Annotated in this window: 22 protein-coding genes, 3 tRNA genes and 1 pseudogene; 19 read left to right on the top strand and 7 right to left on the bottom strand. The window is 69.8% G+C overall.

Features of this window, described 5'->3' with window-relative positions:
• The first annotated feature begins 12 nt into the window (after window positions 1-12).
• From OHA86_RS14685 to OHA86_RS14650, 8 genes are all read left to right on the top strand, one after another.
• Window positions 13-85: transfer RNA gene (locus tag OHA86_RS14685), tRNA-Thr, on the top strand.
• Window positions 86-132: 47 nt separating this feature from the next.
• A tRNA-Met gene (locus OHA86_RS14680) sits at window positions 133-205 on the top strand.
• A gap of 86 nt (window positions 206-291) precedes the next feature.
• Window positions 292-456, top strand: coding sequence for a 50S ribosomal protein L33 (gene rpmG / locus OHA86_RS14675; RefSeq protein WP_004571794.1), 165 nt, complete (start codon window positions 292-294; stop codon window positions 454-456).
• Window positions 457-657: 201 nt separating this feature from the next.
• Window positions 658-1,125, top strand: a complete 468-nt coding sequence (locus OHA86_RS14670) for a MaoC family dehydratase N-terminal domain-containing protein (RefSeq protein WP_329175651.1) — start codon at window positions 658-660, stop codon at window positions 1,123-1,125.
• A complete protein-coding gene (locus OHA86_RS14665) occupies window positions 1,125-1,553 on the top strand; it encodes a MaoC family dehydratase (RefSeq protein WP_329175650.1) in 429 nt (142 codons plus the stop codon). Before OHA86_RS14670 ends, OHA86_RS14665 begins: the two co-directional genes overlap by 1 nt.
• A gap of 216 nt (window positions 1,554-1,769) precedes the next feature.
• Window positions 1,770-2,315: a TetR/AcrR family transcriptional regulator gene (locus tag OHA86_RS14660; RefSeq protein WP_329175648.1), complete on the top strand. Its 546-nt coding sequence runs from the start codon at window positions 1,770-1,772 to the stop codon at window positions 2,313-2,315.
• Window positions 2,316-2,452: 137 nt separating this feature from the next.
• Window positions 2,453-3,901 (top strand): DHA2 family efflux MFS transporter permease subunit, encoded by a 1,449-nt coding sequence (locus tag OHA86_RS14655; RefSeq protein WP_329175645.1) that lies wholly within the window; start codon window positions 2,453-2,455, stop codon window positions 3,899-3,901.
• A 194-nt stretch (window positions 3,902-4,095) separates the two neighbouring features.
• On the top strand, window positions 4,096-5,157 hold the full coding sequence (locus tag OHA86_RS14650; protein ID WP_329175643.1) for a UDP-N-acetylmuramate dehydrogenase: 1,062 nt from the start codon (window positions 4,096-4,098) through the stop codon (window positions 5,155-5,157).
• A gap of 68 nt (window positions 5,158-5,225) precedes the next feature.
• Here OHA86_RS14650 and OHA86_RS14645 read toward each other — a convergent pair whose 3' ends face one another.
• Both OHA86_RS14645 and OHA86_RS14640 read right to left on the bottom strand, forming a co-directional pair.
• Complete coding sequence (locus OHA86_RS14645; protein WP_329175641.1) at window positions 5,226-6,260, bottom strand: adenosine deaminase; 1,035 nt, start codon at window positions 6,258-6,260, stop codon at window positions 5,226-5,228.
• Window positions 6,261-6,415: 155 nt separating this feature from the next.
• A complete protein-coding gene (locus OHA86_RS14640; RefSeq protein ID WP_329175639.1) occupies window positions 6,416-7,654 on the bottom strand; it encodes a pyridoxal phosphate-dependent aminotransferase in 1,239 nt (412 codons plus the stop codon).
• 211 nt (window positions 7,655-7,865) lie between these two features.
• Here OHA86_RS14640 and OHA86_RS14635 point away from each other — a divergent pair.
• The 3 genes from OHA86_RS14635 to nusG all read left to right on the top strand — a co-directional run bounded on the left by OHA86_RS14635 (window position 7,866) and on the right by nusG (window position 9,339).
• A tRNA-Trp gene (locus OHA86_RS14635) sits at window positions 7,866-7,938 on the top strand.
• A 107-nt stretch (window positions 7,939-8,045) separates the two neighbouring features.
• Window positions 8,046-8,330 (top strand): preprotein translocase subunit SecE, encoded by a 285-nt coding sequence (secE, locus tag OHA86_RS14630; RefSeq protein WP_329182410.1) that lies wholly within the window; start codon window positions 8,046-8,048, stop codon window positions 8,328-8,330.
• A gap of 115 nt (window positions 8,331-8,445) precedes the next feature.
• Window positions 8,446-9,339, top strand: coding sequence for a transcription termination/antitermination protein NusG (nusG, locus tag OHA86_RS14625; protein WP_329175638.1), 894 nt, complete (start codon window positions 8,446-8,448; stop codon window positions 9,337-9,339).
• Between the two features lie 94 nt (window positions 9,340-9,433).
• On the opposite strand, the gene OHA86_RS14620 is transcribed toward nusG, so the two are convergent.
• The 4 genes from OHA86_RS14620 to OHA86_RS14605 all read right to left on the bottom strand — a co-directional run bounded on the left by OHA86_RS14620 (window position 9,434) and on the right by OHA86_RS14605 (window position 12,169).
• A complete protein-coding gene (locus OHA86_RS14620; protein ID WP_443071729.1) occupies window positions 9,434-10,231 on the bottom strand; it encodes an SGNH/GDSL hydrolase family protein in 798 nt (265 codons plus the stop codon).
• A 255-nt stretch (window positions 10,232-10,486) separates the two neighbouring features.
• Window positions 10,487-11,017 carry a GNAT family N-acetyltransferase gene (locus OHA86_RS14615; protein WP_329175635.1) on the bottom strand — a complete coding sequence of 177 codons (531 nt, stop codon included), beginning with the start codon at window positions 11,015-11,017 and terminating at the stop codon, window positions 10,487-10,489.
• Window positions 11,018-11,081: 64 nt separating this feature from the next.
• Entirely contained in the window at window positions 11,082-11,684 is a 603-nt protein-coding gene (locus tag OHA86_RS14610) for a hypothetical protein (protein WP_329175633.1), read from the bottom strand.
• Between the two features lie 56 nt (window positions 11,685-11,740).
• Window positions 11,741-12,169 (bottom strand): ATP-binding protein, encoded by a 429-nt coding sequence (locus tag OHA86_RS14605; RefSeq protein ID WP_329175632.1) that lies wholly within the window; start codon window positions 12,167-12,169, stop codon window positions 11,741-11,743.
• Window positions 12,170-12,421: 252 nt separating this feature from the next.
• Here OHA86_RS14605 and OHA86_RS14600 point away from each other — a divergent pair, with 252 nt between their 5' ends.
• Together OHA86_RS14600 and OHA86_RS14595 are read left to right on the top strand one after the other, a co-directional pair.
• Entirely contained in the window at window positions 12,422-13,285 is an 864-nt protein-coding gene (locus OHA86_RS14600; RefSeq protein WP_329175629.1) for a helix-turn-helix domain-containing protein, read from the top strand.
• Window positions 13,286-13,290: 5 nt separating this feature from the next.
• Window positions 13,291-13,515 (top strand): DUF397 domain-containing protein, encoded by a 225-nt coding sequence (locus OHA86_RS14595; protein WP_329175627.1) that lies wholly within the window; start codon window positions 13,291-13,293, stop codon window positions 13,513-13,515.
• Window positions 13,516-13,878: 363 nt separating this feature from the next.
• On the opposite strand, the pseudogene OHA86_RS14590 reads toward OHA86_RS14595, so the two are convergent.
• A pseudogene (locus OHA86_RS14590) lies at window positions 13,879-15,038 on the bottom strand (transcriptional regulator).
• A gap of 88 nt (window positions 15,039-15,126) precedes the next feature.
• On the opposite strand from OHA86_RS14590, the gene rplK reads away from it, so the two are divergent.
• From rplK to rpoB, 6 genes are all read left to right on the top strand, one after another.
• Entirely contained in the window at window positions 15,127-15,561 is a 435-nt protein-coding gene (rplK, locus tag OHA86_RS14585) for a 50S ribosomal protein L11 (protein ID WP_073492345.1), read from the top strand.
• Window positions 15,562-15,736: 175 nt separating this feature from the next.
• Window positions 15,737-16,462: a 50S ribosomal protein L1 gene (rplA, locus tag OHA86_RS14580; protein ID WP_329175623.1), complete on the top strand. Its 726-nt coding sequence runs from the start codon at window positions 15,737-15,739 to the stop codon at window positions 16,460-16,462.
• 155 nt (window positions 16,463-16,617) lie between these two features.
• Window positions 16,618-17,544: a hypothetical protein gene (locus tag OHA86_RS14575; RefSeq protein WP_329175621.1), complete on the top strand. Its 927-nt coding sequence runs from the start codon at window positions 16,618-16,620 to the stop codon at window positions 17,542-17,544.
• 347 nt (window positions 17,545-17,891) lie between these two features.
• Window positions 17,892-18,443, top strand: coding sequence for a 50S ribosomal protein L10 (gene rplJ, locus OHA86_RS14570; RefSeq protein WP_329175620.1), 552 nt, complete (start codon window positions 17,892-17,894; stop codon window positions 18,441-18,443).
• Between the two features lie 137 nt (window positions 18,444-18,580).
• Window positions 18,581-18,970, top strand: coding sequence for a 50S ribosomal protein L7/L12 (gene rplL / locus OHA86_RS14565; protein WP_329175618.1), 390 nt, complete (start codon window positions 18,581-18,583; stop codon window positions 18,968-18,970).
• Window positions 18,971-19,548: 578 nt separating this feature from the next.
• Window positions 19,549-23,034: a DNA-directed RNA polymerase subunit beta gene (rpoB, locus tag OHA86_RS14560; protein WP_329175616.1), complete on the top strand. Its 3,486-nt coding sequence runs from the start codon at window positions 19,549-19,551 to the stop codon at window positions 23,032-23,034.
• Window positions 23,035-23,052 lie beyond the last annotated feature (18 nt).

Raw genomic sequence — 23,052 nt, 5'->3', positions numbered from 1 at the left:
TCTTCCTCGCTCGCCCCAATAGCTCAGTCGGTAGAGCGTCTCCATGGTAAGGAGAAGGTCTACGGTTCGATTCCGTATTGGGGCTCTGATGGATCGGTTCCCCGCCCTCATCGGCGGGGGTCGGTTCGTCGCAGCGGCGTAGCTCAGTCGGTAGAGCAAGCGGCTCATAATCGCTGTGTCACCGGTTCAAGTCCGGTCGCCGCTACTCTGCGTAGCCGATTGCGGGATCGGTCCCTCGATCGGCTACTCTTTCTGTGTTCATATACCCCCCGTTCGTCAAGGAGCACTCACGTGGCCGCCACCGACGTCCGCCCGAAGATCACGCTGGCCTGCGTGGAGTGCAAGGAGCGGAACTACATCACCAAGAAGAACCGGCGTAACGACCCGGACCGTCTTGAGATGAAGAAGCACTGCCCGCGTTGCAACGCGCACACCGCGCACCGCGAGACGCGCTGACTCTCCTTCACCGCACAACAGCAGCAAGCAGCAGCACCAGGCCGTAATCGCGAGGCCGTCCCCGTCGTATGACCGGGGACGGTCTCGCGGCGCGTTCCGGCCCCGGCCGTCACCGAACGTCACTTGCCGCTTTGTCCCTTTGTCTCCTTGCCGCACTGCCTACTTGCCCACTTGCCCGCTTGCCGCACACCCGAGGTGCCGATGGCTCTGGACCAGTCCTTCGTCGGGCGGACGTACCCGCCCACCGCCGCCTACGAAGTGGGCCGGGAGAAGATCCGCGAGTTCGCCGAGGCGATCGGCGACCCGAATCCGGCGTTCACGGACCCGGAAGCCGCCAAAGCGCTCGGTCACCCCGATGTGATCGCGCCGCCGACCTTCGCCTTCGCGATCACGTACAAGGCGGCGGGTGCGGTCGCGGCCGACCCGGAACTCGGGCTCGACTACAGCCGGGTCGTGCACGGCGACCAGAAGTTCGCCTATACGCGCCCGGTGCGCGCCGGTGACCGGCTCACCGTCGCGTCCACCATCGAGGCGGTCAAATCCCTGGCGGGCAACGACATCATCGACATCCGTGGCGAGGTCCACGACGAGTCGGGCGAGCATGTCGTGACCGCGTGGACCAAGCTGGTCGCCCGCGCGGCCGACCCGGCGCAGGACGGAGACGCGTGATGGCGGCGACCGTGGCATACGACGAGGTCGAGGTCGGCACCGAGCTGCCCGCGCGGAGCTTCCCCGTCACAAGGGCGGCGCTGGTGCAGTACGCGGGTGCGTCCGGCGACTTCAACCCGATCCACTGGAACGAGAAGTTCGCCCGCGAGGTCGGGCTGCCCGATGTGATCGCGCACGGCATGTTCACGATGGCCTCCGCGGCACGGGTGGTGACCGACTGGGCCGGCGACCCGGGCGCGGTCGTCGAATACGGTGTGCGCTTCACCCGGCCGGTCGTCGTGCCGAACGACGACGAGGGCGCGCTCATCGAGGTGACCGCGAAGGTCGCCGTCAAGCTGGACGACAACCGGGTCCGCGTCGACCTGGTCGCGACCTCGGCCGGCCAGAAGGTGCTCGGCATGTCCCGCGCGGTGGTCCAGCTCGCCTGACGGGAGCCGGGAGCCGGGTTCTGGAGCGAGGAGCCGGGAGCGGGGGAGCCGGGGGCACGAGCCGGAGCCAGGCGCCGGACCCAGGAGCCCCTGCCCGGCAATGTACGCCGGTAAGGACCGCCCACCCTGGTGGGCGGTCCTTACCGCCCCAAGCCGTCCTCGCACTGCCGATTGACAAGGTAGTGATTGGCCACTAACTTACTGCCCATGGTCAGGATGAGCGCAGACGAGCGGCGCGAGAGCGTCATCCGTGCGGCGATGAGCGAGTTCGCCCACGGCGGTTACGAGGGCACCTCCACCGAGGCGATCGCCCGCCGGGTGGGCGTCTCGCAGCCGTACCTCTTCCGGCTCTTCCCGAACAAGCAGGCGATGTTCCTCGCGGCCTCCCGGAACTGCATGGAGGGTACCCGCCAGCTCTTCGTCGACGCCGCCGCCGACCTCGCGCCGGACGAGAAGCTCGCGGCGATGGGGAACGCGTATCAGCAGATGATCCACGACGACCCCGAGCGGCTGCTGATGCAGATGCAGACGTATGTCGCGGTGGCCGCCGCCGAGGCGGTCGGGGACCACGCCTTCGGCGAGGCGGTGCGGGAGTCCTGGCTGGGACTGTGGGACACCGTCCAGCTGGAACTGGGCGCCGACGTCGACGAGACCACGACTTTCCTCGCCTACGGGATGCTCATCAACACCCTGGTGTCGCTGGGTTTCCCCGCAGGCCACCGCGTCTGGGCGGGGTTCTACGAAAGTGCCAGGCCCGAGTGAGCGAATGCCGGCCGTTCCTGATGGCCGGCTTTTTTTCGCCCACGGAAGTTAGTCATCGATTACTAACTCAATCAGCGCCGTCGCCCACCGGGGCGCCGGCGGAAGCCTCCCGACAGGGGAGTAAGGAGAGCACGGCAATGGACCAGCCCACCGCAGCTCGCAGGCCCGCCACCGCGGCCTGGGCGCTTGTGATCACCAGCGTCGCCGGATTCATGGCGGCCCTGGACAACCTCGTCGTCACCACGGCACTGCCGTCCATCCGCAAGGATCTCGGCGGCGCGCTGTCCGACCTCGAATGGACGGTGAACGCCTACACGCTCACCTTCGCCGTACTCCTGATGTTCGGTGCCTCCCTCGGTGACCGCTTCGGCCGCCGCAAGCTCTTCATGACCGGCCTGTCGATCTTCACCGGAGCCTCCGCCGCCGCGGCCCTCGCGCCCGGCATCAACGAACTCATCGCCTTCCGGGCCGTCCAGGGCGTCGGCGCGGCCATCATGATGCCGCTCACCCTCACCCTGCTCAGCGCCGCCGTCCCCGCGGAACGCCGCGGCACCGCCTTCGGCATCTGGGGCGCGGTCAACGGCCTCGCCGTGGCCTCGGGTCCGCTCATCGGCGGCAGCCTCACCGAACACATCTCCTGGCAGTGGATCTTCTGGCTGAACGTCCCGCTCGGCCTGCTGCTGCTCCCGCTCGCCCGCTTCCGGCTGGCCGAGTCCACCGCGCCCGGCGCGCGGATCGACGGACGCGGCACCGTACTGATCAGCCTCGGGCTCTTCGGGATCGTCTTCGCCCTGGTCAACGCCACCGCCCACGGATGGACCAGCGCCCGGGTCCTCGGCGGGCTGATCGGCGGCGCCGTCCTCGTCGCGGCGTTCGTCCGGCACGGCATGACCGCCCGCAACCCGATGCTGCCCATGCGGCTCTTCCGCGGCCGCCGCTTCACGGCCATCAACGTCTCCAGCGCGCTGATGTTCACCGGGATGTTCGGGTCGATCTTCCTGCTCAGCCAGTTCCTGCAGACCGTGCTGGGCTACAGCCCGACCGAGGCGGGGCTGCGCATGCTGCCCTGGACCGGCATGCCGATGATCGTCGCGCCGATCGCCGGCCTCCTCTCCGACCGCATCGGCGGCCGGCCCGTCGTCGCCGCCGGGCTCGCGCTCCAGGCGACAGGCCTCGGCTGGTTCGCGCTGATCCTCTCGCCCGACGTGTCGTACCTGGCGCAACTGCCCGCGCTCATCCTCTCCGGGGCCGGCATGGCGCTCTTCATCGCACCCGCGACGAGCCTGGTCATGTCCAGCGTCATACCCGCGGAGCAGGGCATCGCCTCCGGGGCGAACAACGCGCTGCGGGAGGTCGGCGGAGCGCTCGGCATAGCCGTGCTCGGTTCGATCTTCGCCGCACAGGGCGGTTACGCCTCCGGAGCGCAGTTCGTGGACGGGCTGCTGCCGGCCCTGTGGGTGGGCGCCGGGATCCTGGCCGTCGGCTTCGCGGTGGCACTGCTCCTGCCGAAGCGGTCCGCAGCCCCCGGGCGGCCCGAGGGCACGCCGGAGGTGGACGACGCGCTGCCCCTCCAGCCGGTCGCCTGAGCGGTGCCCCTGCGGGGCGGGCCGACGGGGTTTCCTCCCCCGCCGGCCCGCCCCTTTCCCGTGCCCCGGGGGATACGGCCGTACGCCGGCACCGGCGGCGCGCTCCCGCCCGGCCCGGCTCCCGCCCGGCCCGGCGACAGCCCCGGCCCGGCCGCCGCCGGAGGCCGCGTCGCACGGCCGCATAAGCTGAGCGCGTGCACCTTCTCGCCCCGTACACCACCTTCCGCCTCGGCGGACCCGCCGCCCGTCTGGTCACGGCACGCACCGACGACGAGGTGGTCGCCGCCGTCCGCGAGGCCGACGCGCGCGGCGAGCCCGTGCTGCTGATCGGCGGCGGCAGCAACCTCGTCATCGCCGACGAGGGCTTCGACGGCACCGCCGTACGCATCGCCACCCGGGGCGTCACCCTCGACGGCACCGCCCTGGAGCTGGCCGCGGGCGAGCCCTGGAGCGACGCCGTTGCGGCGACCGTGCGGGCGGGGCTGGCCGGTGTCGAGTGCCTGGCCGGCATCCCCGGCTCGGCCGGCGCCACCCCGATCCAGAACGTCGGCGCCTACGGCCAGGAAGTGTCCAGCACCATCACCGACGTCCTCGCCTACGACCGCAGGACCGGGCGGACGGTCACCCTCCCCGCCGAGGCCTGCGCCTTCTCCTACCGCGGCAGCCGCTTCAAGGAGGACCCGGCGCGCTATGTCGTGCTGCGCGTCCGCTTCGCCCTGGAGGACGCCGGCGGCCTGTCCGCGCCGCTGAAATACCCCGAGACGGCCCGCGCGCTGGGCGTGGAGGCCGGTGAGCGGGTGCCGCTGGAGAAGGCCAGCGCGACCGTGCTCGGGCTGCGGGCGAGCAAGGGCATGGTGCTGGACGCGGCCGACCACGACACCTGGTCGGCCGGCTCCTTCTTCACCAACCCCGTCCTCACGGCCGCGGAATTCGCCGCGTTCCTGGACCGGGTCCACGACCGCCTCGGCCCGGACACGGCCCCGCCGGCGTATCCGGCGTCCGAGGGCCCGGGCTCGGGCTCGGGCGAGCGTACGAAGACGTCCGCGGCCTGGCTGATCGACAAGGCAGGCTTCACCAAGGGCTACGGCACCGGCCCGGCCCGCATCTCCGGCAAGCACACGCTCGCGCTGACCAACCGCGGCGGCGCCACGACCGAGGACCTGCTGGCGCTGGCCCGCGAAGTACGCGACGGGGTGCGCGAGGCGTTCGGCGTGACGCTGGTGAACGAGCCGGTGATGGTCGGCGTGGAGCTGTAGCGCGGGCGATTGCGGCGGTCCGTACGCACGCGGCCGTGGAGCTGTGAAGACGGCCGCCGCGGCCCGGCTCACTTCGCCCAGTCGTCGATCCCGCTCAGCATCCGCTCGCGCACCTCCTGCGGCGCCCGGGAGGCGCGTACCGACTGCCGGGCCAGTTCCGCCAGCTCCTGGTCGGTGAAGGCGTGCACGTCCCGCGCGAGTTCGTACTGCGCGGCGAGGCGGGAGCCGAAGAGCAGCGGGTCGTCGGCGCCGAGCGCCATCGGGACCCCGGCGTCGTAGAGCAGCCGCAGCGGTACGTCCTCGGGCTTGTCGTAGACGCCGAGGGCGACGTTGGAGGCGGGGCAGACCTCGCAGGTCACGCCGGTGTCGGCGAGCCGCCGGACCAGCTGCGGGTCCTCGGCGGCGCGTACCCCGTGCCCGACGCGCTGCGCGTGCAGGTCGTCCAGGCAGTCGCGGACGCTGGCCGGGCCGGCGAGTTCGCCGCCGTGCGGGGCGGCCAGCAGCCCGCCCTCCCGGGCGATGGCGAAGGCGCGGTCGAAGTCGCGGGCCAGGCCACGGCGTTCGTCGTTGGACAGCCCGAAGCCGACGACCCCCTGGTCGGCGTAGCGGACCGCGAGCCTGGCCAGCGTACGGGCGTCCAGCGGGTGCTTCATCCGGTTGGCGGCGACCACGACGGCCATACCGACACCGGTGTCGCGGGAGGCGGTGTGGACCGCGTCGAGGATGATCTCCAGGGTCGGGATGAGCCCGCCCAGCCGGGGCGCGTACGAGGTCGGGTCGACCTGGATCTCCAGCCAGCCCGAGCCGTCCGCGGCGTCCTCCTGCGCGGCCTCGCGCACCAGCCGGTGGATGTCGTCGGGGGTGCGCAGGCAGGAGCGGGCGGCGTCGTAGAGCCGCTGGAAGCGGAACCAGCCGCGTTCGTCGGTGGCCCGCAGCTTCGGGGGCTCGCCCGAGGTCAGCGCCTCGGGCAGGTGGACGCCGTGCTTGTCGGCCAGCTCCATGAGGGTCGCCGGGCGCATGGAGCCGGTGAAATGCAGGTGCAGGTGTGCCTTGGGAAGCTGCCGGATGTCCCGGACCTGCCCCGTACGTACTTCGCGTGCCATCCCAAGATCCTGCTATACGCGAGCCCCCGCTCGGAACCATTTCTCCGAACGGGGGCTTGCCCGTACACGAAATCGGATGTGCGTACCGCCGCGCGGGCCGGTCCGCGGGGACCGGTGCGCGCGGGCGCCGGTCCGCGGTGGCCGGTCCTGGGCGGTCAGTCCGTGGCCTCGCCGAGCAGCTTCTGCAGCCGCGAGACGCCCTCGGCCAGGTCCTCGTCGCCGAGCGCGTAGCTGAGCCGCAGATAGCCGGGGGTGCCGAACGCCTCACCGGGCACGACGGCGACCTCGGCCTCGTCCAGGATGAGGGCGGCCAGCTCCACGGAGGTCGCCGGGCGCTGCCCGCGGATCTCCTTGCCGAGCAGCGCCTTCACCGACGGGTACACGTAGAACGCGCCCTCCGGGGTCGGGCAGACGACGCCGTCGATCTCGTTGAGCATCCGCACGATGGTCTGGCGGCGGCGGTCGAAGGCGGTGCGCATCTCGGCGACCGCGTCCAGGTCGCCGGTGACGGCGGCCAGCGCCGCGGCCTGTGCCACGTTGTTAACGTTCGAGGTGGCGTGCGACTGGAGGTTGGTCGCGGCCTTGACGATGTCCTTGGGGCCGACGATCCACCCGACGCGCCAGCCGGTCATGGCGTACGTCTTGGCCACGCCGTTGACGACGATGCACTTGTCGCGCAGCTCGGGCACCACCGCGGGCAGCGAGGTGGCGGCGGCGTCGCCGTAGACCAGGTGCTCGTAGATCTCGTCGGTGAGGACCCACAGGCCGTGCTCGACGGCCCAGCGGCCGATCGCCTCGGTGTCGGCCCGGTTGTAGACCGCGCCGGTGGGGTTGGACGGCGAGACGAAGAGCAGCACCTTCGTCCGCTCGGTGCGGGCCGCCTCCAGCTGCTCCAGCGTGACCCGGTAGCCGGTCGTCTCGTCCGCGACGACCTCGACCGGGACGCCGCCCGCGAGCCGGATCGACTCGGGGTAGGTGGTCCAGTACGGGGCGGGCACGATGACCTCGTCGCCCGGGTCGAGCACGGCGGCGAAGGCCTCGTAGATGGCCTGCTTGCCGCCGTTGGTGACCAGTACCTGCGAGGCGTCGACCTCGTAGCCCGAGTCGCGGAGCGTCTTGGCGGCGATGGCCGCCTTCAGCTCCGGCAGCCCGCCGGCCGGGGTGTAGCGGTGGTACTTCGGGTTGCGGCAGGCCTCGACGGCGGCGTCGACGATGTAGCCGGGCGTCGGGAAGTCGGGCTCGCCGGCGCCGAACCCGATCACCGGGCGGCCGGCGGCCTTGAGGGCCTTGGCCTTGGCGTCCACGGCGAGGGTGGCGGACTCGGAGATCGAGCCGATACGGGCCGACACCCGCCGCTCGCTTGCAGGTGGTACAGGGGGAGTGGCTGCGGTCATGACTGCATGGTCCCAGACACCCACCCCGCGCGGCACCGGGGTTTGGCCTCTTACCGGAGTTCGAGCCTCCAACTGGGTTTGAACCCCGAATGAACGCGATCGGACGGCTTCCGGTGCAAGGCGTTCGACGGGGAGCGTCCGAGCACGTACACTCAACCGTCGATGGCCCTCCCGGCGATGTCGCCTGCGGTACGTTGGGAGTGTCTGTCGAAGGGTCGTAGCTCAATTGGTAGAGCACTGGTCTCCAAAACCAGCGGTTGGGGGTTCAAGTCCCTCCGGCCCTGCTCCACACGTCCAGCCTGGACGTGGGCAGGCAGATAAGCACTCGCCGTACCGCGCGACGGGCGCGGCACGGCCACGACCCGGAGTCAGGTGAGGACGAGTGACTGAGATCACGGACTCCATCGAGGTCCCGGAGCCTGACGCGACTCAGGACGACCAGGACTCCGACCGGAAGCCCCGCCGCGGTGGCAAGCGCGGCAAGAAGGGCCCGCTGGGTCGCCTCGCGCTTTTCTACCGCCAGATCATCGCGGAGCTTCGCAAGGTCGTCTGGCCCAGCCGCAACGACCTGACCACGTACACCACTGTGGTGATTGTCTTCGTTGTGGTCGTCATCGCGTTCGTTAGCGTGGTTGACTGGGGCTTCGGGAAGCTCATTTCCTCCGTTTTCGGCTGAGCCGCGTTCCGGCTGGGCCGTCTTCGGCTGGGTCCCGCAAGTCAGCGCGGAGGGCGCAGGCCGCTGGCCGCCCCGCCCGCAGTGCCACCTTTGAAGTCAGGAAGAAGCAGTCACCGTGTCTGACCCGAACGTGTACGACGCCGACGAGTCCGTCGAGGGCGCCGAAACCGCCCTCGACACCGTCGAGGCCGCCGACGCCGACGCCGATCAGGCGGTTGCCGCCGACCTGGCCGAGGGCGAAACCGCCGAGCAGGCCGCCGTCCACGTCGAGTCCGAGGAGGACGGCGAGACCGCCGAGGCCGACGGCGAGAGCGAGGGTGACGAGTCCGAGTCCGAGGACGCCTCTTCCGAGGACGCCTCCGATGACGGCGACAAGCCCGCGGCGGCCCCCACCCCGGTCGACGCGGTGGCCGCGTTCCGCGAGGAGCTGCGCACCCTGCCCGGCGAGTGGTACGTGATCCACACCTACGCCGGCTACGAGAACCGGGTGAAGTCCAACCTGGAGCAGCGTGCCGTCTCGCTGAACGTCGAGGAGTACATCTACCAGGCCGAGGTCCCGCAGGAGGAAGTCGTTCAGATCAAGAACGGCGACCGCAAGACCATCCGGCAGAACAAGCTCCCCGGCTACGTCCTGGTCCGCATGGACCTGACGAACGAGTCCTGGGGCGTCGTCCGCAACACTCCCGGCGTCACCGGCTTCGTCGGCAACGCGTACGACCCGTACCCGCTGACCTTGGACGAGATCGTCAAGATGCTCGCCCCCGAGGTCGAGGCCGCCGCCGAGGCCGCGGCGATCGCCGAGGGCACGGCTCAGCCCCGCAAGGTCGAGGTCCAGGTGCTGGACTTCGAGGTCGGCGACTCGGTCACCGTCACCGACGGCCCCTTCGCCACCCTCCAGGCCACGATCAACGAGATCAACCCCGACTCGAAGAAGGTCAAGGGCCTGGTCGAGATCTTCGGCCGCGAGACCCCGGTCGAGCTGAGCTTCGACCAGATCCAGAAGAACTAGCTCTAGCTCCAGCTCTTCCGCTGACGCGCTCACGCCCGAGCCCCTGCTCCCTCGACGGGAGCAGGGGCTCGGACTTTTCGCGGGGAGGTGCTGGTCAGTCGTTGGCGTTCAGCACCGGCAGGTAGCCGGCCGAGTGCCCGGTGGCGGTGGGGTGGTAGGACTCGAAACTCGGGGAGATGACCAGGGCGTGCAGGTAGTCGTCGCCCGAGCAGAGTTCGTGGCCCTTGAAGGTGGGGCGGATGTCGCCGAAGACGAAGCCGTGGGCGGCCGCGACGGAGGCGATGGTGGTGTCGAGGACGTCGGCGGCCTCATCGATCTTCTGGTGCTTGGTGGAGCTGAGGCCGACGCAGATCCAGGCCGACAGGTCGTACATGTCCGGGTAGCCGAGAACGACGACCCGGGCGTTGGGGGCCTTGGCGCGGATGGCGTTGTAGACGGTGTCGAGCCGGCCGGGCAGGGTGTTGTGCACGAAGGTCTCCGCCTGGCTGACCCGGTTGACGCAGGTGCTGTCGGAACCGGTGACGCAGGTGGTCATGACGTCGGCGAAGCCGGCGTCATTGCCGCCGATGGTGAGGCTGACCAGGGTGGTGGAGGAGCTGAGCCCGCCGAGCTGGCTGCCCGTCACATCACTGGTCACCGCGCCCGAGCAGGCGGCGAAGGTGAACGAGGACGCGCTGTGGGCGCTGGCCCACAGCGCCGGGTAGGCGCTGTTGCTGCGGTGACAGTCACCGCTGGAGCTGATGTAGTTGCCGGCGCCGTTCCCGGCCGAGTACGAGTCCCCGAGCGCCACGTAGACGGGTCCGGCGGCGCGCGCCGGACCGCTCAGCACCAGCGCCGCCACGAGGGCGAACGCCAATGCGGCGAGGGCGGTTAATGACCTGGTCAGTCTCACGGAACCTCCAAGGGCAGGATCGCTGCACGACTTTCGTACCAGCCGGTAAGCACCTCGGGAAGTGTCCATGCCAAGAATTCTTCCCGCGTAGACCGGAATTTCCGACTCCGGCCGACGCTGGTACGGATGCAGCGGGTGAGTTGCACAACGACGTGTGTGGCGAAAAGCCACGGTGTGTCCGACACGGCGCCGTCCAGCGGCACTTGACCCCATCGCTGCTGCGGCGTTGAGGGCCGCCCCGTGAACGCCGGGTTCTCACGGCCGGGTGATCTGCATCTCCTGGTCCTCGCCCACGGCCAGGCCGGTCGCAGTGAAGCCGAACCTCCGGTAGAAGGCGGCGGCGCGCTCGTTGGCGGCGTGGACGAAGAGGCGGACCCGGCCGACCGCGGGGGCCCGCAAGGACCAGGCCCATGCCACGCCGGCCTCGAAGAGCTGCTCGGCCAGGCCGCTGCCCCGGTGTTCGGCGCGGACGAAGACGCCCACCAACTGGGCCTGCGGTGCCAGGATCGGCTGCCCGAAGAAGTCATCGTTCCCGGGGCGCTCCACCAGCACCACGACGGTGCCCGCCCAGCTTCCCTCCGGGTCTTCCGCGATGAACTGCCGGACGGCTGTCCCGCGGGAAGCCGCCTCCGTGCTCTCCTGCCAGAAGGCATCGGGCTGCGCGGCCCCCTGCTCCAGGGTCGTGATGAACGCGAGGGGCGCGACCGGATCGGCCAGCGCGCTGAGCCGCAGCTCCTTGACCCTCGGCCACTCGTCGGCCTGTACGGCGCGGATCAGGTACGTCATCCGCTGATGCTGGCCGGGGCCGACCAGCGCCGCAACGTGTTTCCCGCGCCGCCCCCGCCGACCGTCAGCTGCGGGTCAGGTCGGCCGGGGTGCAGCGGGTGAGTTGGAGGACGACCTGGGTGGCCAGGAGCCACGGGGTCGCCGGGTGGGCGTAGGGGAAATGGGCGGGGCCTTCGGCGCCCGGGGCGAAGAGTTCGCCGAAGACGCCCCACACGCGGGGCTTGCGCGAGCGGGTGGCCAGCGGGGTGCGCAGGTGGGGGCAGTGGCGGAGGGCCAGGTCCGCGCAAGGGGAGCACAGCGGCGGCTTCGTCGTCAGAGCGCCCTCCGGCTCCCGGGCCGCCGGTTCGTCGGGCAGCAGGAACAGCCAGCCGCGCGACGTGCGGCCGGCGGGGCCGCCGCAGACCTGGCAGCGCAGGCCCAGCATGGCCGCGCGCTGCCGTACCGGGTGCATCGCGCCGAAGTCCGGCCGCCCCGCGCCGGGTTCCTCGATCACCCGTGCCCACAGCACGCCGTGCCGGTCGCGGTCGGCCGGCGTCTCGTCGCGGTACGCCAGCCCGCGCGGCCGTACGACCAGCGCGCCCCCGGAGCCGCGCCGCTCCCCGCTCCAGACGGCGGCGTACGGGACGGGCAGCCGCTGCGGCCCCCACGTCGGCAGGTCAACGGGCATGGGCGGTGTGACTCCTTGTCGCAGGTGTGAGGGGGTATCACGCGGGTGAGGGGATGTCACGGTGCGGGGTGCTGCCGGACCAGCTCGACCCAGACCCGTTTCCCGTACGCCAGCGGATCCGTCCCCCACCGGTCCGCGAGCGCGTCCAGGACGAGCAGCCCGCGCCCGCAGGTGGCGCCGTCCCCGGGTTCGCGCCGCACCGGCAGCGCGGCCGAACGGTCCGTCACGGAGATCCGTACGCGGTCCCGCCCCAGCCGCGCGACCTCCACCCGCACCAGCTGGCACCGGGTGTGCCGTACGGCGTTCCCGACCAGCTCCGACACCAGCAGCGTGCCGCTCTCGGCCAGTTCGTCCAGCCCCCACGCCCCGCACGCGGCCAGCACCAGCCGCCGCGCCTCACCCGCGCTCTGTGCTGCGCACGGCAGGACCTGGGAGTACGCCGGGTGCCCGGTCGAAGCGGCGGTCGTGGTCGTCAGCGCCTTCATGGCTGGCCAACACCTCCGGTGGAGTTCAGGGGTACGTTGCGCGTAGCGCTCCGTACTACGCACTACAGGGTGCGAAGTGCCTACGACCTAGCGTCATGGTGCGATGTGGTCGCTTGCAATGGAATCTGAAAAAGTCACTGCGAATGGCATAGTCGGTGACCTAGGCTCTCTGTAACGGACCAGGGACTGTCCGTTAACACCTCGGCACGGCCGTGCCGCTTCCGTACACTCGATGCCTGGGGAGGCAGACTCATGGCAGCACCGACCGGACCCACCGTTCGGCGAATGCAACTCGGCGGAGAGCTGCGCCGGTTGAGGGAAAAAGCGGGCTTCACCCTCGCCGAGGCGGTCGACGGCCTGACCTTCTCGATCTCCAAGCTCTACCGCGTCGAGAACGGCCTGACCGGACTCAAGGCGGCGTCTGAGCTGCGCGTACTGCTCGACCGGTACGGCGTGACCGACGACGAGGACATCGACTTCCTGGTAGAGATCCACCGGGATTCGCTCAACCGGGGCTGGTGGTCTCAGTACCGGGGCACGATGCCGTCCGGCATGGCGATGTACGTGGGGCTGGAGAGTGGCGCGCGAGCGATCCGAGCCTGGCATCCGAACGTGGTCGTGGGGTTGCTACAGACCGAACGCTATGTACGGGAGATGCTGCTGTCGGCCAAGCCGGTCGAGGAGAGCACGACCGAGTTTGTCGAGCGCACCATCCAGCTCCGGATGGAACGCAAGGAGCACTTGACCCGCAAGGACAGCAAGCTGGAACTGTGGGCCATCCTGGACGAGGCAGCCCTGCGGCGACTGACTGGCGGCCCGGATGTCATGCGTGAGCAGTACGAGGAGATCATCCGGCTGTCGAAGCTCGATAATGTGACGGTTCAGGTCCTACCAATGTCCAGCGCCACCTATCGGTCGAGCTTCAACTTCAATCTGCTGGAGTTCGAGGCCCCGCTGCTCACGGTCGTGCAGACCGATGCTGCCGAAGGTGCGAACGTCAGCGACAAGGACACCACTGTTTGGGCATTCACCCGCAGGTTCGACGCCCTGCGGGCGGGAGCCCTCGCTCCCGGCGAGACCCCGACCTTTCTGCATCGACTAGCAGGAGAGATCTGATTCAGATGACGTATCGCATGGCACCAGAACTCGCCCACGAGCAAGCGTGGTTCAAGTCGTCCTACAGCTCGGAGAACGGCACCGCCTGCGTCGAGGTCGCCGACCTCACCACTTCGGGTCGGGTGGCCATCCGGGATTCGAAGGACAAGGCCGGCCCGGCCCTGCTCGTCCCGGCGGAAGCCTTCGCGGCGTTCGTGGACGCGGTCCGCGAGGGCGAGTTCCCGGGCTGACCGGGCTGATCGGCTCGCCCCGGGCCTCGCGGCTACCGGCGACCCGGCGGATGCCCATGGCGCCCAGGGCGCATCGTGCCGAGCAACCGGCGTACGGGATTGTCGCGCGCCGCCGGGCGTACGGGCGCGTCCGTGGGGCCGATACCTCGCGGGGCCGGCGGCAGAGCCCACTGGCCGGGCGGGATCATCGCCGTTCCCCCCGCCGTCCGATGCCTGCTGCGTACGTCGTCGTCATCGCCGGCCTTCCAGTCAGCTGCGGGCGCGCCGGAAGCGGCGCACCCAGACGACGAACGGCAAACGTGCCGCACGACACCGCGGCGGAAATTCCTCGGGCGCTGCGGGGCTGTGTGTGCGGCGGCCGGACTACGCCGGGGAGAGCGTGGCGGCGGCCAGTTCGCGTACGCCCGCGATGCGGGGGTGCGCGGTGCGGAGGTCGGTGACGATGCGGCGGATGGCGGGGCGGTCGCGGACCTCGCCCGGCGAGACACGTACGGCGGACAGCAGCTCGGCGGCCGTCTGCTCCGGCTTGCCGCGCTGCCACCAGGCGCGAGCGAGGTCGGTGTGCATGCGCCCCTTCCGTTCCGCCGTCGCGAACTGCTCCTCGCGCAGGCCGCGCCCGGCGTCCAGCGCGGAACCGGCGTCCCCGAGCGCCCAGTGCACACCGACCGCGTAGAGGCCCACGGCCGCCGGAGTGACCGGGAACAGCCGCCCGGACGGCGGGTCGTGGGGGAGCGCGCGGGCGGCGCGGGTGGCTTCGCCGATCATCGTCAGCGCCTGGTCGCGGTCACCGCCCACCGCCGCGGTGTACGAGGTGGTGCAGAGCATCTGCGCGTAGGCGGCGGCCTGGGCGTCCGTACGCAGCCCCGTCGCCGCGACCTTGGCGACGGCGTCCAGGATGTTCCGCTGGGCCGCGGCCGGCCGGCCTTGGTGGCGGAGCACGATACTCAGCTCGCGCGCGCGGCGGCGGCCACGAGGGGCGAGCCGGACAGGCCCGCGTAGATCGTGGCGCGGTCGGCGGTCAGCCGGGACCGGTCGTATCGGCCGACCTTCGTCAGGACCTGGGAGGCGAGGCTGTACGTCGCCGAGAGCCGGGCGAGCGGCATCTCCTGCCCGCCCCGCGCGGCATCGTGCGCGTCCGCGATCAGGCCGGGCAGCAGCGCGAGCAGCGCGGCGTTGTGCCCGGCGTCGAACCGGCTCCGCGCCGAGGTCAGCCGGGTGTCGAGGGGCACGGGCGAGCCGGTCGGATCAGGCACCGAGGCCAGCGCCTCATCGACCCCGAGCAGGAGTTTCGCGGGCGCGGTGAGCCCGGCGGCGGCGAGCAGCGTGCGGCGGCGCATCGGATCCTCCTCGACACAGCGTGGCCTGTCCGCCGCAACTCTAGTGGCCCCGGGGTCGCCTAACCCGAGCGACGCAGCCAGCACATATGTCGGTACGCCCACTTCCCGGGCGGCGCTTCTGAGCGGGCCGGGGGCCGCTTTCGAGCTGCTGCCCCGATGCGGTCGCCCCCTCGGCGGCGGACGGATTTCAGGGCCGGGCGGGATACCCGCTATCGTGGTGCGGTATGCCTGCTCGCAGGCACGGAAAAACTCTCAACAGGACCCGGAGAGAGCAATGCCTCCCAAGAAGAAGAAGGTCACGGGGCTGATCAAGCTCCAGATCAACGCCGGCGCGGCCAACCCGGCGCCGCCGGTCGGCCCCGCGCTGGGCCAGCACGGCGTGAACATCATGGAATTCTGCAAGGCCTACAACGCGGCGACCGAGTCGCAGCGCGGCATGGTGATCCCGGTGGAGATCACGGTCTACGACGACCGTTCCTTCACCTTCATCACCAAGACGCCGCCGGCGGCCAAGCTGATCCTCAAGGCCGCGGGTGTCGACAAGGGCTCCGGCGAGCCGCACGTCAAGAAGGTCGCCAAGCTCAGCCGCGCCCAGGTGCGGGAGATCGCCACGACGAAGCTCCCCGACCTGAACGCGAACGACCTCGACGCCGCCGAGAAGATCATCGCGGGCACGGCTCGTTCGATGGGCATCACCGTCGAGGGCTGACGCCCGAGCTCGCGCAGTGGCCGGCCGAGGAACGAGGCCGTCCGCGAAGCGAGTGAGCAGGAAGCCCGAGCGAAAAAGGGCCAGGGCTGACGCCCTCGGACCAGCACCGCAGGTATGTGTGGAAGGGCCGGCTCGGTCCGTACCACGACTCCGTCAAGACAACAGGAGCACGCACGTGAGCAAGCGCAGCAAGTCTCTCCGCGCTGCGGACGCCAAGATCGACCAGGAGCGGCTGTACGCGCCCCTGGAGGCTGTCCGGATCGCCAAGGAGACCGCGACCACCAAGTTCGACTCGACCGTCGAGGTCGCCTTCCGCCTGGGTGTCGACCCGCGCAAGGCCGACCAGATGGTCCGTGGCACCGTGAACCTTCCGCACGGCACCGGCAAGACCGCCCGGGTCCTGGTCTTCGCGACCGGTGACCGTGCTGCGGCCGCGGAGGCCGCGGGAGCCGACATCGTCGGCTCCGACGAACTGATCGACGAGGTGGCGAAGGGCCGGCTGGACTTCGACGCCGTCGTCGCCACCCCGGACCTCATGGGCAAGGTCGGCCGCCTCGGCCGCGTCCTCGGCCCGCGTGGTCTGATGCCGAACCCGAAGACCGGCACCGTGACGCCCGACGTGGCGAAGGCGGTCACCGAGATCAAGGGCGGAAAGATCGAATTCCGCGTCGACAAGCACTCCAACCTGCACTTCATCATCGGCAAGGTCTCCTTCGACGAGACCCTCCTGGTGGAGAACTACGCAGCGGCGCTGGACGAGGTCCTGCGGCTCAAGCCGTCCGCGGCCAAGGGGCGCTACATCAAGAAGGCTGCCGTGTCCACGACCATGGGCCCCGGCATCCAGCTCGACCCCAACCGCACCCGCAACCTCCTCGTCGAGGAGGACCCGGCGTCGATCTGACGCCGCCGCGCCCCCGCGACGGGCCGCACCCCGCAAACGGGCCGGATTCCGCTCCCTCACAGGAGCGGGGTCCGGCCCGCGGCCTTGTCCGGGGCGTGCGTTAGTGTTCCGCTGGTTTCACGGGGGCATGCGGCCCCCGTGAGGGGGGATGGAACATGCGTGGAACGAAAGGCGCGGCGGCGACCGCCGTCGCCGCCGTATCGGTGCTGGCGCTCGCGGCCTGCGGGCCGCTCGGGTCGTCGTCGTCCGGGGCCGACAAGCCGGCCGCGCCGGCGACCACGGCCGCGCAGGGCGGCGACCCGTCGCTGTCCGGGGTGGCGCACGCCGTCGCCGCGCTCGACCTGGTGAAGAAGGCCGCCTCCGGCGTCCACTCGGCGAAGGTCGACTCGACGATCTCGGTCGGCACCGCCATGTCGACGAAGGCCAAGGGCGCCATGGACTGGGGCAGCGGCCTCCAGGGCGACATGGTGATGACCTACACCGGCGGCACCGCGGCCAAGACGCTGCGCGACTCGGGAGCGCCCACGACCATGGACGCGCGCTACCTGCCGGACGCGTACTACGTGAACATGGGGTCCGCGATGGCCGCGCAGCTCGGCGGCAAGCACTGGATCGAGTACACCTACGACGACCTGGCCAGGATCTCCGGCAGCTCGGGGGCGTTCCTCAAGGACACGATCCAGAACAACAACCCGGTCAAGAGTGTGGACGCCGCCCTGGCGTCGCCGAACATGAAGGCCGTCGGGACGGACAGCGTCAGGGGCGTACGGGCCACCCACTACACGGGCACGGTCGACCTCACGGCGATCACCGGGAAGACCATCCCGAACCTGAGCACCGAGGACCAGGCGCAGCTCCGGGAGAGCCTCACCAAGAGCGGGGTCACCACCGAGACGATCGACCTGTGGGTGTCGCAGGACAACCTGCCGGTGGAGTCCGTCGTCACCGCCGCCACGAAGGCCGGTGTGATGAAGACGGCCACCTACTACTCCGACTTCGGCACCCCGGTCACGGTGAAGAGGCCGCCCGCGTACGACACCGCCGACTTCGCCGACCTCATGAAGCAGCAGCAGGCCGGCTGAACGGCAGCACCACGCCGGGCGCCAGCACCGGCATCAGCAGCGGCAGCCGGGCCGGCCGAACCCACGAGCGGCCGCGGCCCGCGAGGGCGATTTGCCCCGCGGGGCCGCGGTCCCGTACGCTTCCGGAGAAGCCAAAGACCGCTGGTCGTCGTCGTGCCCCGAAAAGGGCGTGGTGACCGAAGGATCCGCTGGATGCGGACGGCCCGCGCAGGTGATTCGTGGATGAACTCCGAAGGAGACTTCGTAGAGTCACGCCCCGTGCGCCTGCGCCGGGGCGTTCGTTTTTGCCACGTCACCTCCTTCAATTCCGTGCGGTCCGCAATCACCCCGGAAGGAGGCCGAGACTCATGGCGAGGCCCGACAAGGCTGCCGCGGTTGCCGAGTTGACGGATCAGTTCCGCTCCTCGAACGCCGCCGTGCTGACCGAGTACCGCGGTCTCACCGTGGCGCAGCTCAAGACGCTGCGCCGTTCTCTCGGTGAGAACGCCACGTACGCCGTGGTGAAGAACACGCTGACCAAGATCGCGGCCAACGAGGCCGGGATCAACCAGCTCGACGACCTGTTCGCGGGTCCGTCTGCTGTCGCCTTCGTCACCGGTGACCCGGTCGAGGCGGCGAAGGGTCTGCGCGACTTCGCCAAGGACAACCCCGCTCTCGTCATCAAGGGCGGTGTCCTTGACGGCAAGGCGCTGTCCGCCGACGAGATCAAGAAGCTCGCGGACCTCGAGTCCCGCGAGGTGCTGCTCGCCAAGCTGGCGGGTGCCATCAAGGGCAAGCAGTCCCAGGCTGCCGCGCTCTTCCAGGCGCTCCCCGCGAAGTTCGCCCGCACCGCGGAAGCGCTTCGTGTCAAGAAGGCAGAGGCCGAGCCGGCCGACGCCGAGCAGGGCGTTGCCGAGTAATTCGGCTCGCACGATGACCGGCGCCGCAAGGCACCGGTCGCGGGCCGGTGCCGCAGGGCACCGGCCGACGCGGGCCGACCGTACGCCCGCCGACTTGTACATCCGGCACCTGCCGATTTAGTGGAAGGACCGCCATCATGGCGACCAAGCTCAGCCAGGAAGACCTCCTCGCGCAGTTCGAGAACCTCACCCTCATCGAGCTCGCCGAGTTCCTGAAGGCGTTCGAGGAGAAGTTCGACGTCACCGCCGCCGCCCCGGTGGCCGTGGCCGCCGCCGGTGGCGCGGGTGCCGCGCCGGCCGAGGCCGCTGAGGAGCAGGACGAGTTCGACGTCATCCTCACCGCCGCCGGTGACAAGAAGATCCAGGTCATCAAGGTCGTGCGTGAGCTGACCTCGCTGGGCCTGAAGGAGGCCAAGGACCTCGTGGACGGCGCTCCGAAGGCCGTTCTGGAGAAGGTCGCCAAGGAGGCCGCGGAGAAGGGCGCCGAGTCGCTCAAGGCCGCCGGTGCCTCGGTCGAGGTCAAGTAACACCGTGTGACCCGTGGAGCGACTGCTCCACACGCCGCAGGGCGGCCACCCGAAAGGGTGGCCGCCCTCGGTCGTTCACGCGCCCGCGGCGGGCCGTGGTGGCGTTGTCACAGCCGCCGGGTAGGGTGATCCCTTCCTGCTGGCAGCGGGTCCCTGACGGGTCCTCGAACAGGTCTGCGGGGCTGGGGCCTTGACGTATGGCACGCGGCGCGCAATTCTCAGGACGCGCCGAGACTTCGCTCCAGGTCCGATGCATGGATCGGCGGCGATGCGGGAATGCATGGCTATGCAGCAGGACGGCAGGGTTGACGGATGCGGTTCCAGATTCCGAGGCTGGGACCCGCGAGACAGGCAGAGGGGGCGACGATTCGGTACTCCGAATCTCAGCTCTGGACATCAGTGTGCCAAGTGGCTACACTGACCCTTTGCGCTGCCTGTTAGCTGCTGCCTGGCCCGTCACCAGGAGCATGCCCACGTCTGAGCACTGCTGAAGAGGCCCGTCATCAGGGTTTTCTTCGGGTCCTCAGGGGCGGACCGGTACGCGCGTAGTGAGTCCGAGCCCTCGGAAGGACCCCCTCTTGGCCGCCTCGCGCAACGCCTCGACCACCAATTCGAACAACGGCGCCAGCACCGCCCCGCTGCGCATCTCCTTCGCGAAGATCCGTGAACCGCTCGAAGTTCCGAACCTCCTCGCGCTCCAGACCGAGAGCTTTGACTGGCTGCTCGGCAATGCCGCGTGGAAGGCTCGGGTCGAGGCGGCCCTGGACAGTGGGCAGGATGTCCCCAGGAAGTCCGGTCTGGAGGAGATCTTCGAGGAGATCTCCCCGATCGAGGACTTCTCCGGGTCGATGTCGCTCACTTTCCGTGACCACCGGTTCGAGCCCCCGAAGAACTCGCTGGACGAGTGCAAGGAGCGCGACTTCACGTACGGCGCCCCGCTCTTCGTCACCGCCGAGTTCACCAACAACGAGACCGGCGAGATCAAGTCCCAGACGGTCTTCATGGGCGACTTCCCGCTGATGACCAACAAGGGCACCTTCTGCATCAACGGCACCGAGCGTGTCGTCGTCTCGCAGCTGGTCCGCTCGCCGGGCGTCTACTTCGACTCCTCGATCGACAAGACGTCCGACAAGGACATCTTCTCCGCCAAGGTCATCCCCTCCCGGGGCGCCTGGCTGGAGATGGAGATCGACAAGCGCGACATGGTCGGTGTCCGCATCGACCGCAAGCGCAAGCAGTCGGTCACCGTGCTGCTCAAGGCGCTCGGCTGGAGCACCGAGCAGATCCTCGAGGAGTTCGGCGAGTACGAGTCGATGCGCGCCACCCTGGAGAAGGACCACACCCAGGGCCAGGACGACGCGCTGCTCGACATCTACCGCAAGCTGCGCCCGGGCGAGCCGCCGACCAAGGAGGCCGCCCAGACCCTGCTGGAGAACCTCTACTTCAACCCCAAGCGCTACGACCTGGCGAAGGTCGGCCGCTACAAGGTGAACAAGAAGCTCGGCGCGGACGAGCCGCTGGACGCCGGTGTGCTCACCACCGACGACATCCTGGCCACCATCAAGTACCTGGTGAAGCTGCACGCCGGTGAGACCGAGACGGTCGGCGAGTCGGGCCGCTCGATCATGGTCGAGACCGACGACATCGACCACTTCGGCAACCGCCGTATCCGCAACGTGGGCGAGCTGATCCAGAACCAGGTCCGTACGGGTCTGGCCCGTATGGAGCGCGTCGTGCGCGAGCGCATGACCACCCAGGACGTCGAGGCGATCACGCCGCAGACCCTGATCAACATCCGGCCGGTCGTCGCCTCCATCAAGGAGTTCTTCGGCACCAGCCAGCTGTCCCAGTTCATGGACCAGACGAACCCGCTGTCGGGCCTGACGCACAAGCGCCGGCTCAACGCGCTCGGCCCCGGTGGCCTGTCCCGCGAGCGGGCCGGCTTCGAGGTCCGTGACGTGCACCCCTCGCACTACGGCCGCATGTGTCCGATCGAGACGCCGGAAGGCCCGAACATCGGCCTGATCGGCTCGCTGGCCTCCTACGGCCGGGTCAACGCGTTCGGCTTCATCGAGACCCCGTACCGCAAGGTCGTCGAGGGTGTCGTCACCGACGACGTGGACTACCTGACCGCCGACGAGGAGGACCGCTTCGTCATCGCGCAGGCCAACGCGCCGCTGACCGAGGACATGCGGTACGCCGAGTCCCGCGTGCTGGTCCGCCGCCGCGGCGGCGAGATCGACTACATCCCCGGTGACGACGTCGACTACATGGACGTCTCGCCGCGCCAGATGGTGTCGGTCGCGACCGCGATGATCCCGTTCCTCGAGCACGACGACGCCAACCGTGCCCTCATGGGCGCGAACATGATGCGCCAGGCCGTACCGCTGATCAAGGCCGAGGCGCCGCTGGTCGGCACCGGCATGGAGTACCGCTGCGCGGTCGACGCCGGCGACGTGATCAAGGCCGAGAAGGACGGTGTGGTCCAGGAGGTCTCCGCCGACTACGTCACGGTGACCAACGACGACGGCACGTACACCACCTACCGGGTGGCCAAGTTCTCCCGCTCCAACCAGGGCACCTCCTTCAACCAGAAGGTCGTGGTGAACGAGGGCGACCGGGTCATCGCCACCCAGGTGCTGGTCGACGGTCCCTCCACGCAGGAGGGCGAGATGGCCCTCGGCAAGAACCTGCTGGTCGCGTTCATGCCGTGGGAGGGCCACAACTACGAGGACGCGATCATCCTGTCGCAGCGCCTCGTGCAGGACGACGTCCTGTCCTCGATCCACATCGAGGAGCACGAGGTCGACGCCCGTGACACCAAGCTCGGCCCGGAGGAGATCACCCGGGACATCCCGAACGTCTCCGAGGAGGTCCTCGCGGACCTCGACGAGCGCGGCATCATCCGGATCGGCGCCGACGTGGTCGCCGGCGACATCCTGGTCGGCAAGGTCACCCCGAAGGGCGAGACCGAGCTGACCCCCGAGGAGCGCCTGCTGCGGGCGATCTTCGGCGAGAAGGCCCGTGAGGTCCGCGACACCTCGCTCAAGGTCCCGCACGGCGAGGTCGGCAAGATCATCGGCGTCCGGGTCTTCGACCGCGAGGAGGGCGACGAGCTGCCGCCCGGTGTCAACCAGCTGGTGCGCGTGTACGTGGCGCAGAAGCGCAAGATCACCGACGGCGACAAGCTGGCCGGACGCCACGGCAACAAGGGCGTCATCTCCAAGATCCTGCCGGTCGAGGACATGCCGTTCCTGGAGGACGGCAGCCCGGTCGACATCATCCTCAACCCGCTCGGCGTCCCGTCCCGGATGAACCCGGGACAGGTGCTGGAGATCCACCTGGGCTGGCTGGCGAAGCAGGGCTGGGACGTCTCCGGTGTCGCCGACGAGTGGGCCCGCCGCCTGGAGGCGATCGACGCCCACCACGTCGAGCCCGGCACCAACGTGGCGACGCCGGTCTTCGACGGCGCCCGCGAGGACGAGATCCGCGGACTGTTCGAGTCCACGGTCCCCAACCGCGACGGCGACCGCATGGTCCTGCCGTCCGGCAAGGCCCGGCTCTTCGACGGCCGCTCCGGCGAGCCGTTCCCCGAGCCGGTCTCGATCGGCTACATGTACATCCTCAAGCTGCACCACCTGGTGGACGACAAGCTGCACGCCCGGTCCACCGGACCGTACTCGATGATCACCCAGCAGCCGCTGGGCGGTAAGGCGCAGTTCGGCGGGCAGCGGTTCGGCGAGATGGAGGTGTGGGCGCTGGAGGCGTACGGCGCCGCGTACGCACTCCAGGAACTGCTGACCATCAAGTCCGACGACGTTCTCGGCCGTGTGAAGGTCTACGAGGCCATCGTCAAGGGCGAGAACATCCCCGAGCCCGGCATTCCCGAGTCCTTCAAGGTGCTCATCAAGGAAATGCAGTCGCTCTGCCTCAACGTGGAGGTGCTGTCCTCGGACGGTATGTCCATCGAGATGCGCGACACCGACGAGGACGTGTTCCGCGCCGCGGAAGAGCTCGGAATCGACCTGTCCCGGCGCGAGCCGAGCAGCGTCGAAGAGGTCTGACGGGTTGCCGCCCGGACC

The sequence above is a fragment of the Streptomyces sp. NBC_01477 genome, from assembly GCF_036227245.1.
In the GTDB taxonomy this organism is placed as follows: Bacteria; Actinomycetota; Actinomycetes; order Streptomycetales; family Streptomycetaceae; genus Actinacidiphila.
The sequence above is the reverse complement of the archived record's forward strand: the minus strand, read 5'-3'. Positions and strand labels throughout refer to the sequence as shown.

Coding starts and splice junctions, on each gene's coding strand:
- OHA86_RS14670 (WP_329175651.1), top strand. CDS start 658: ATGGCTCTGGACCAGTCCTTCGTCGGGCGGACGTACCCGCCCACCGCC.
- OHA86_RS14665 (WP_329175650.1), top strand. CDS start 1,125: ATGGCGGCGACCGTGGCATACGACGAGGTCGAGGTCGGCACCGAGCTG.
- OHA86_RS14660 (WP_329175648.1), top strand. CDS start 1,770: ATGAGCGCAGACGAGCGGCGCGAGAGCGTCATCCGTGCGGCGATGAGC.
- OHA86_RS14655 (WP_329175645.1), top strand. CDS start 2,453: ATGGACCAGCCCACCGCAGCTCGCAGGCCCGCCACCGCGGCCTGGGCG.
- OHA86_RS14645 (WP_329175641.1), bottom strand. CDS start 6,260: ATGGCACGCGAAGTACGTACGGGGCAGGTCCGGGACATCCGGCAGCTT.
- OHA86_RS14640 (WP_329175639.1), bottom strand. CDS start 7,654: ATGACCGCAGCCACTCCCCCTGTACCACCTGCAAGCGAGCGGCGGGTG.
- OHA86_RS14615 (WP_329175635.1), bottom strand. CDS start 11,017: ATGACGTACCTGATCCGCGCCGTACAGGCCGACGAGTGGCCGAGGGTC.
- OHA86_RS14610 (WP_329175633.1), bottom strand. CDS start 11,684: ATGCCCGTTGACCTGCCGACGTGGGGGCCGCAGCGGCTGCCCGTCCCG.
- OHA86_RS14605 (WP_329175632.1), bottom strand. CDS start 12,169: ATGAAGGCGCTGACGACCACGACCGCCGCTTCGACCGGGCACCCGGCG.
- OHA86_RS14600 (WP_329175629.1), top strand. CDS start 12,422: ATGGCAGCACCGACCGGACCCACCGTTCGGCGAATGCAACTCGGCGGA.
- OHA86_RS14595 (WP_329175627.1), top strand. CDS start 13,291: ATGACGTATCGCATGGCACCAGAACTCGCCCACGAGCAAGCGTGGTTC.
- rplK (WP_073492345.1), top strand. CDS start 15,127: ATGCCTCCCAAGAAGAAGAAGGTCACGGGGCTGATCAAGCTCCAGATC.
- OHA86_RS14575 (WP_329175621.1), top strand. CDS start 16,618: ATGCGTGGAACGAAAGGCGCGGCGGCGACCGCCGTCGCCGCCGTATCG.
- rplJ (WP_329175620.1), top strand. CDS start 17,892: ATGGCGAGGCCCGACAAGGCTGCCGCGGTTGCCGAGTTGACGGATCAG.
- rplL (WP_329175618.1), top strand. CDS start 18,581: ATGGCGACCAAGCTCAGCCAGGAAGACCTCCTCGCGCAGTTCGAGAAC.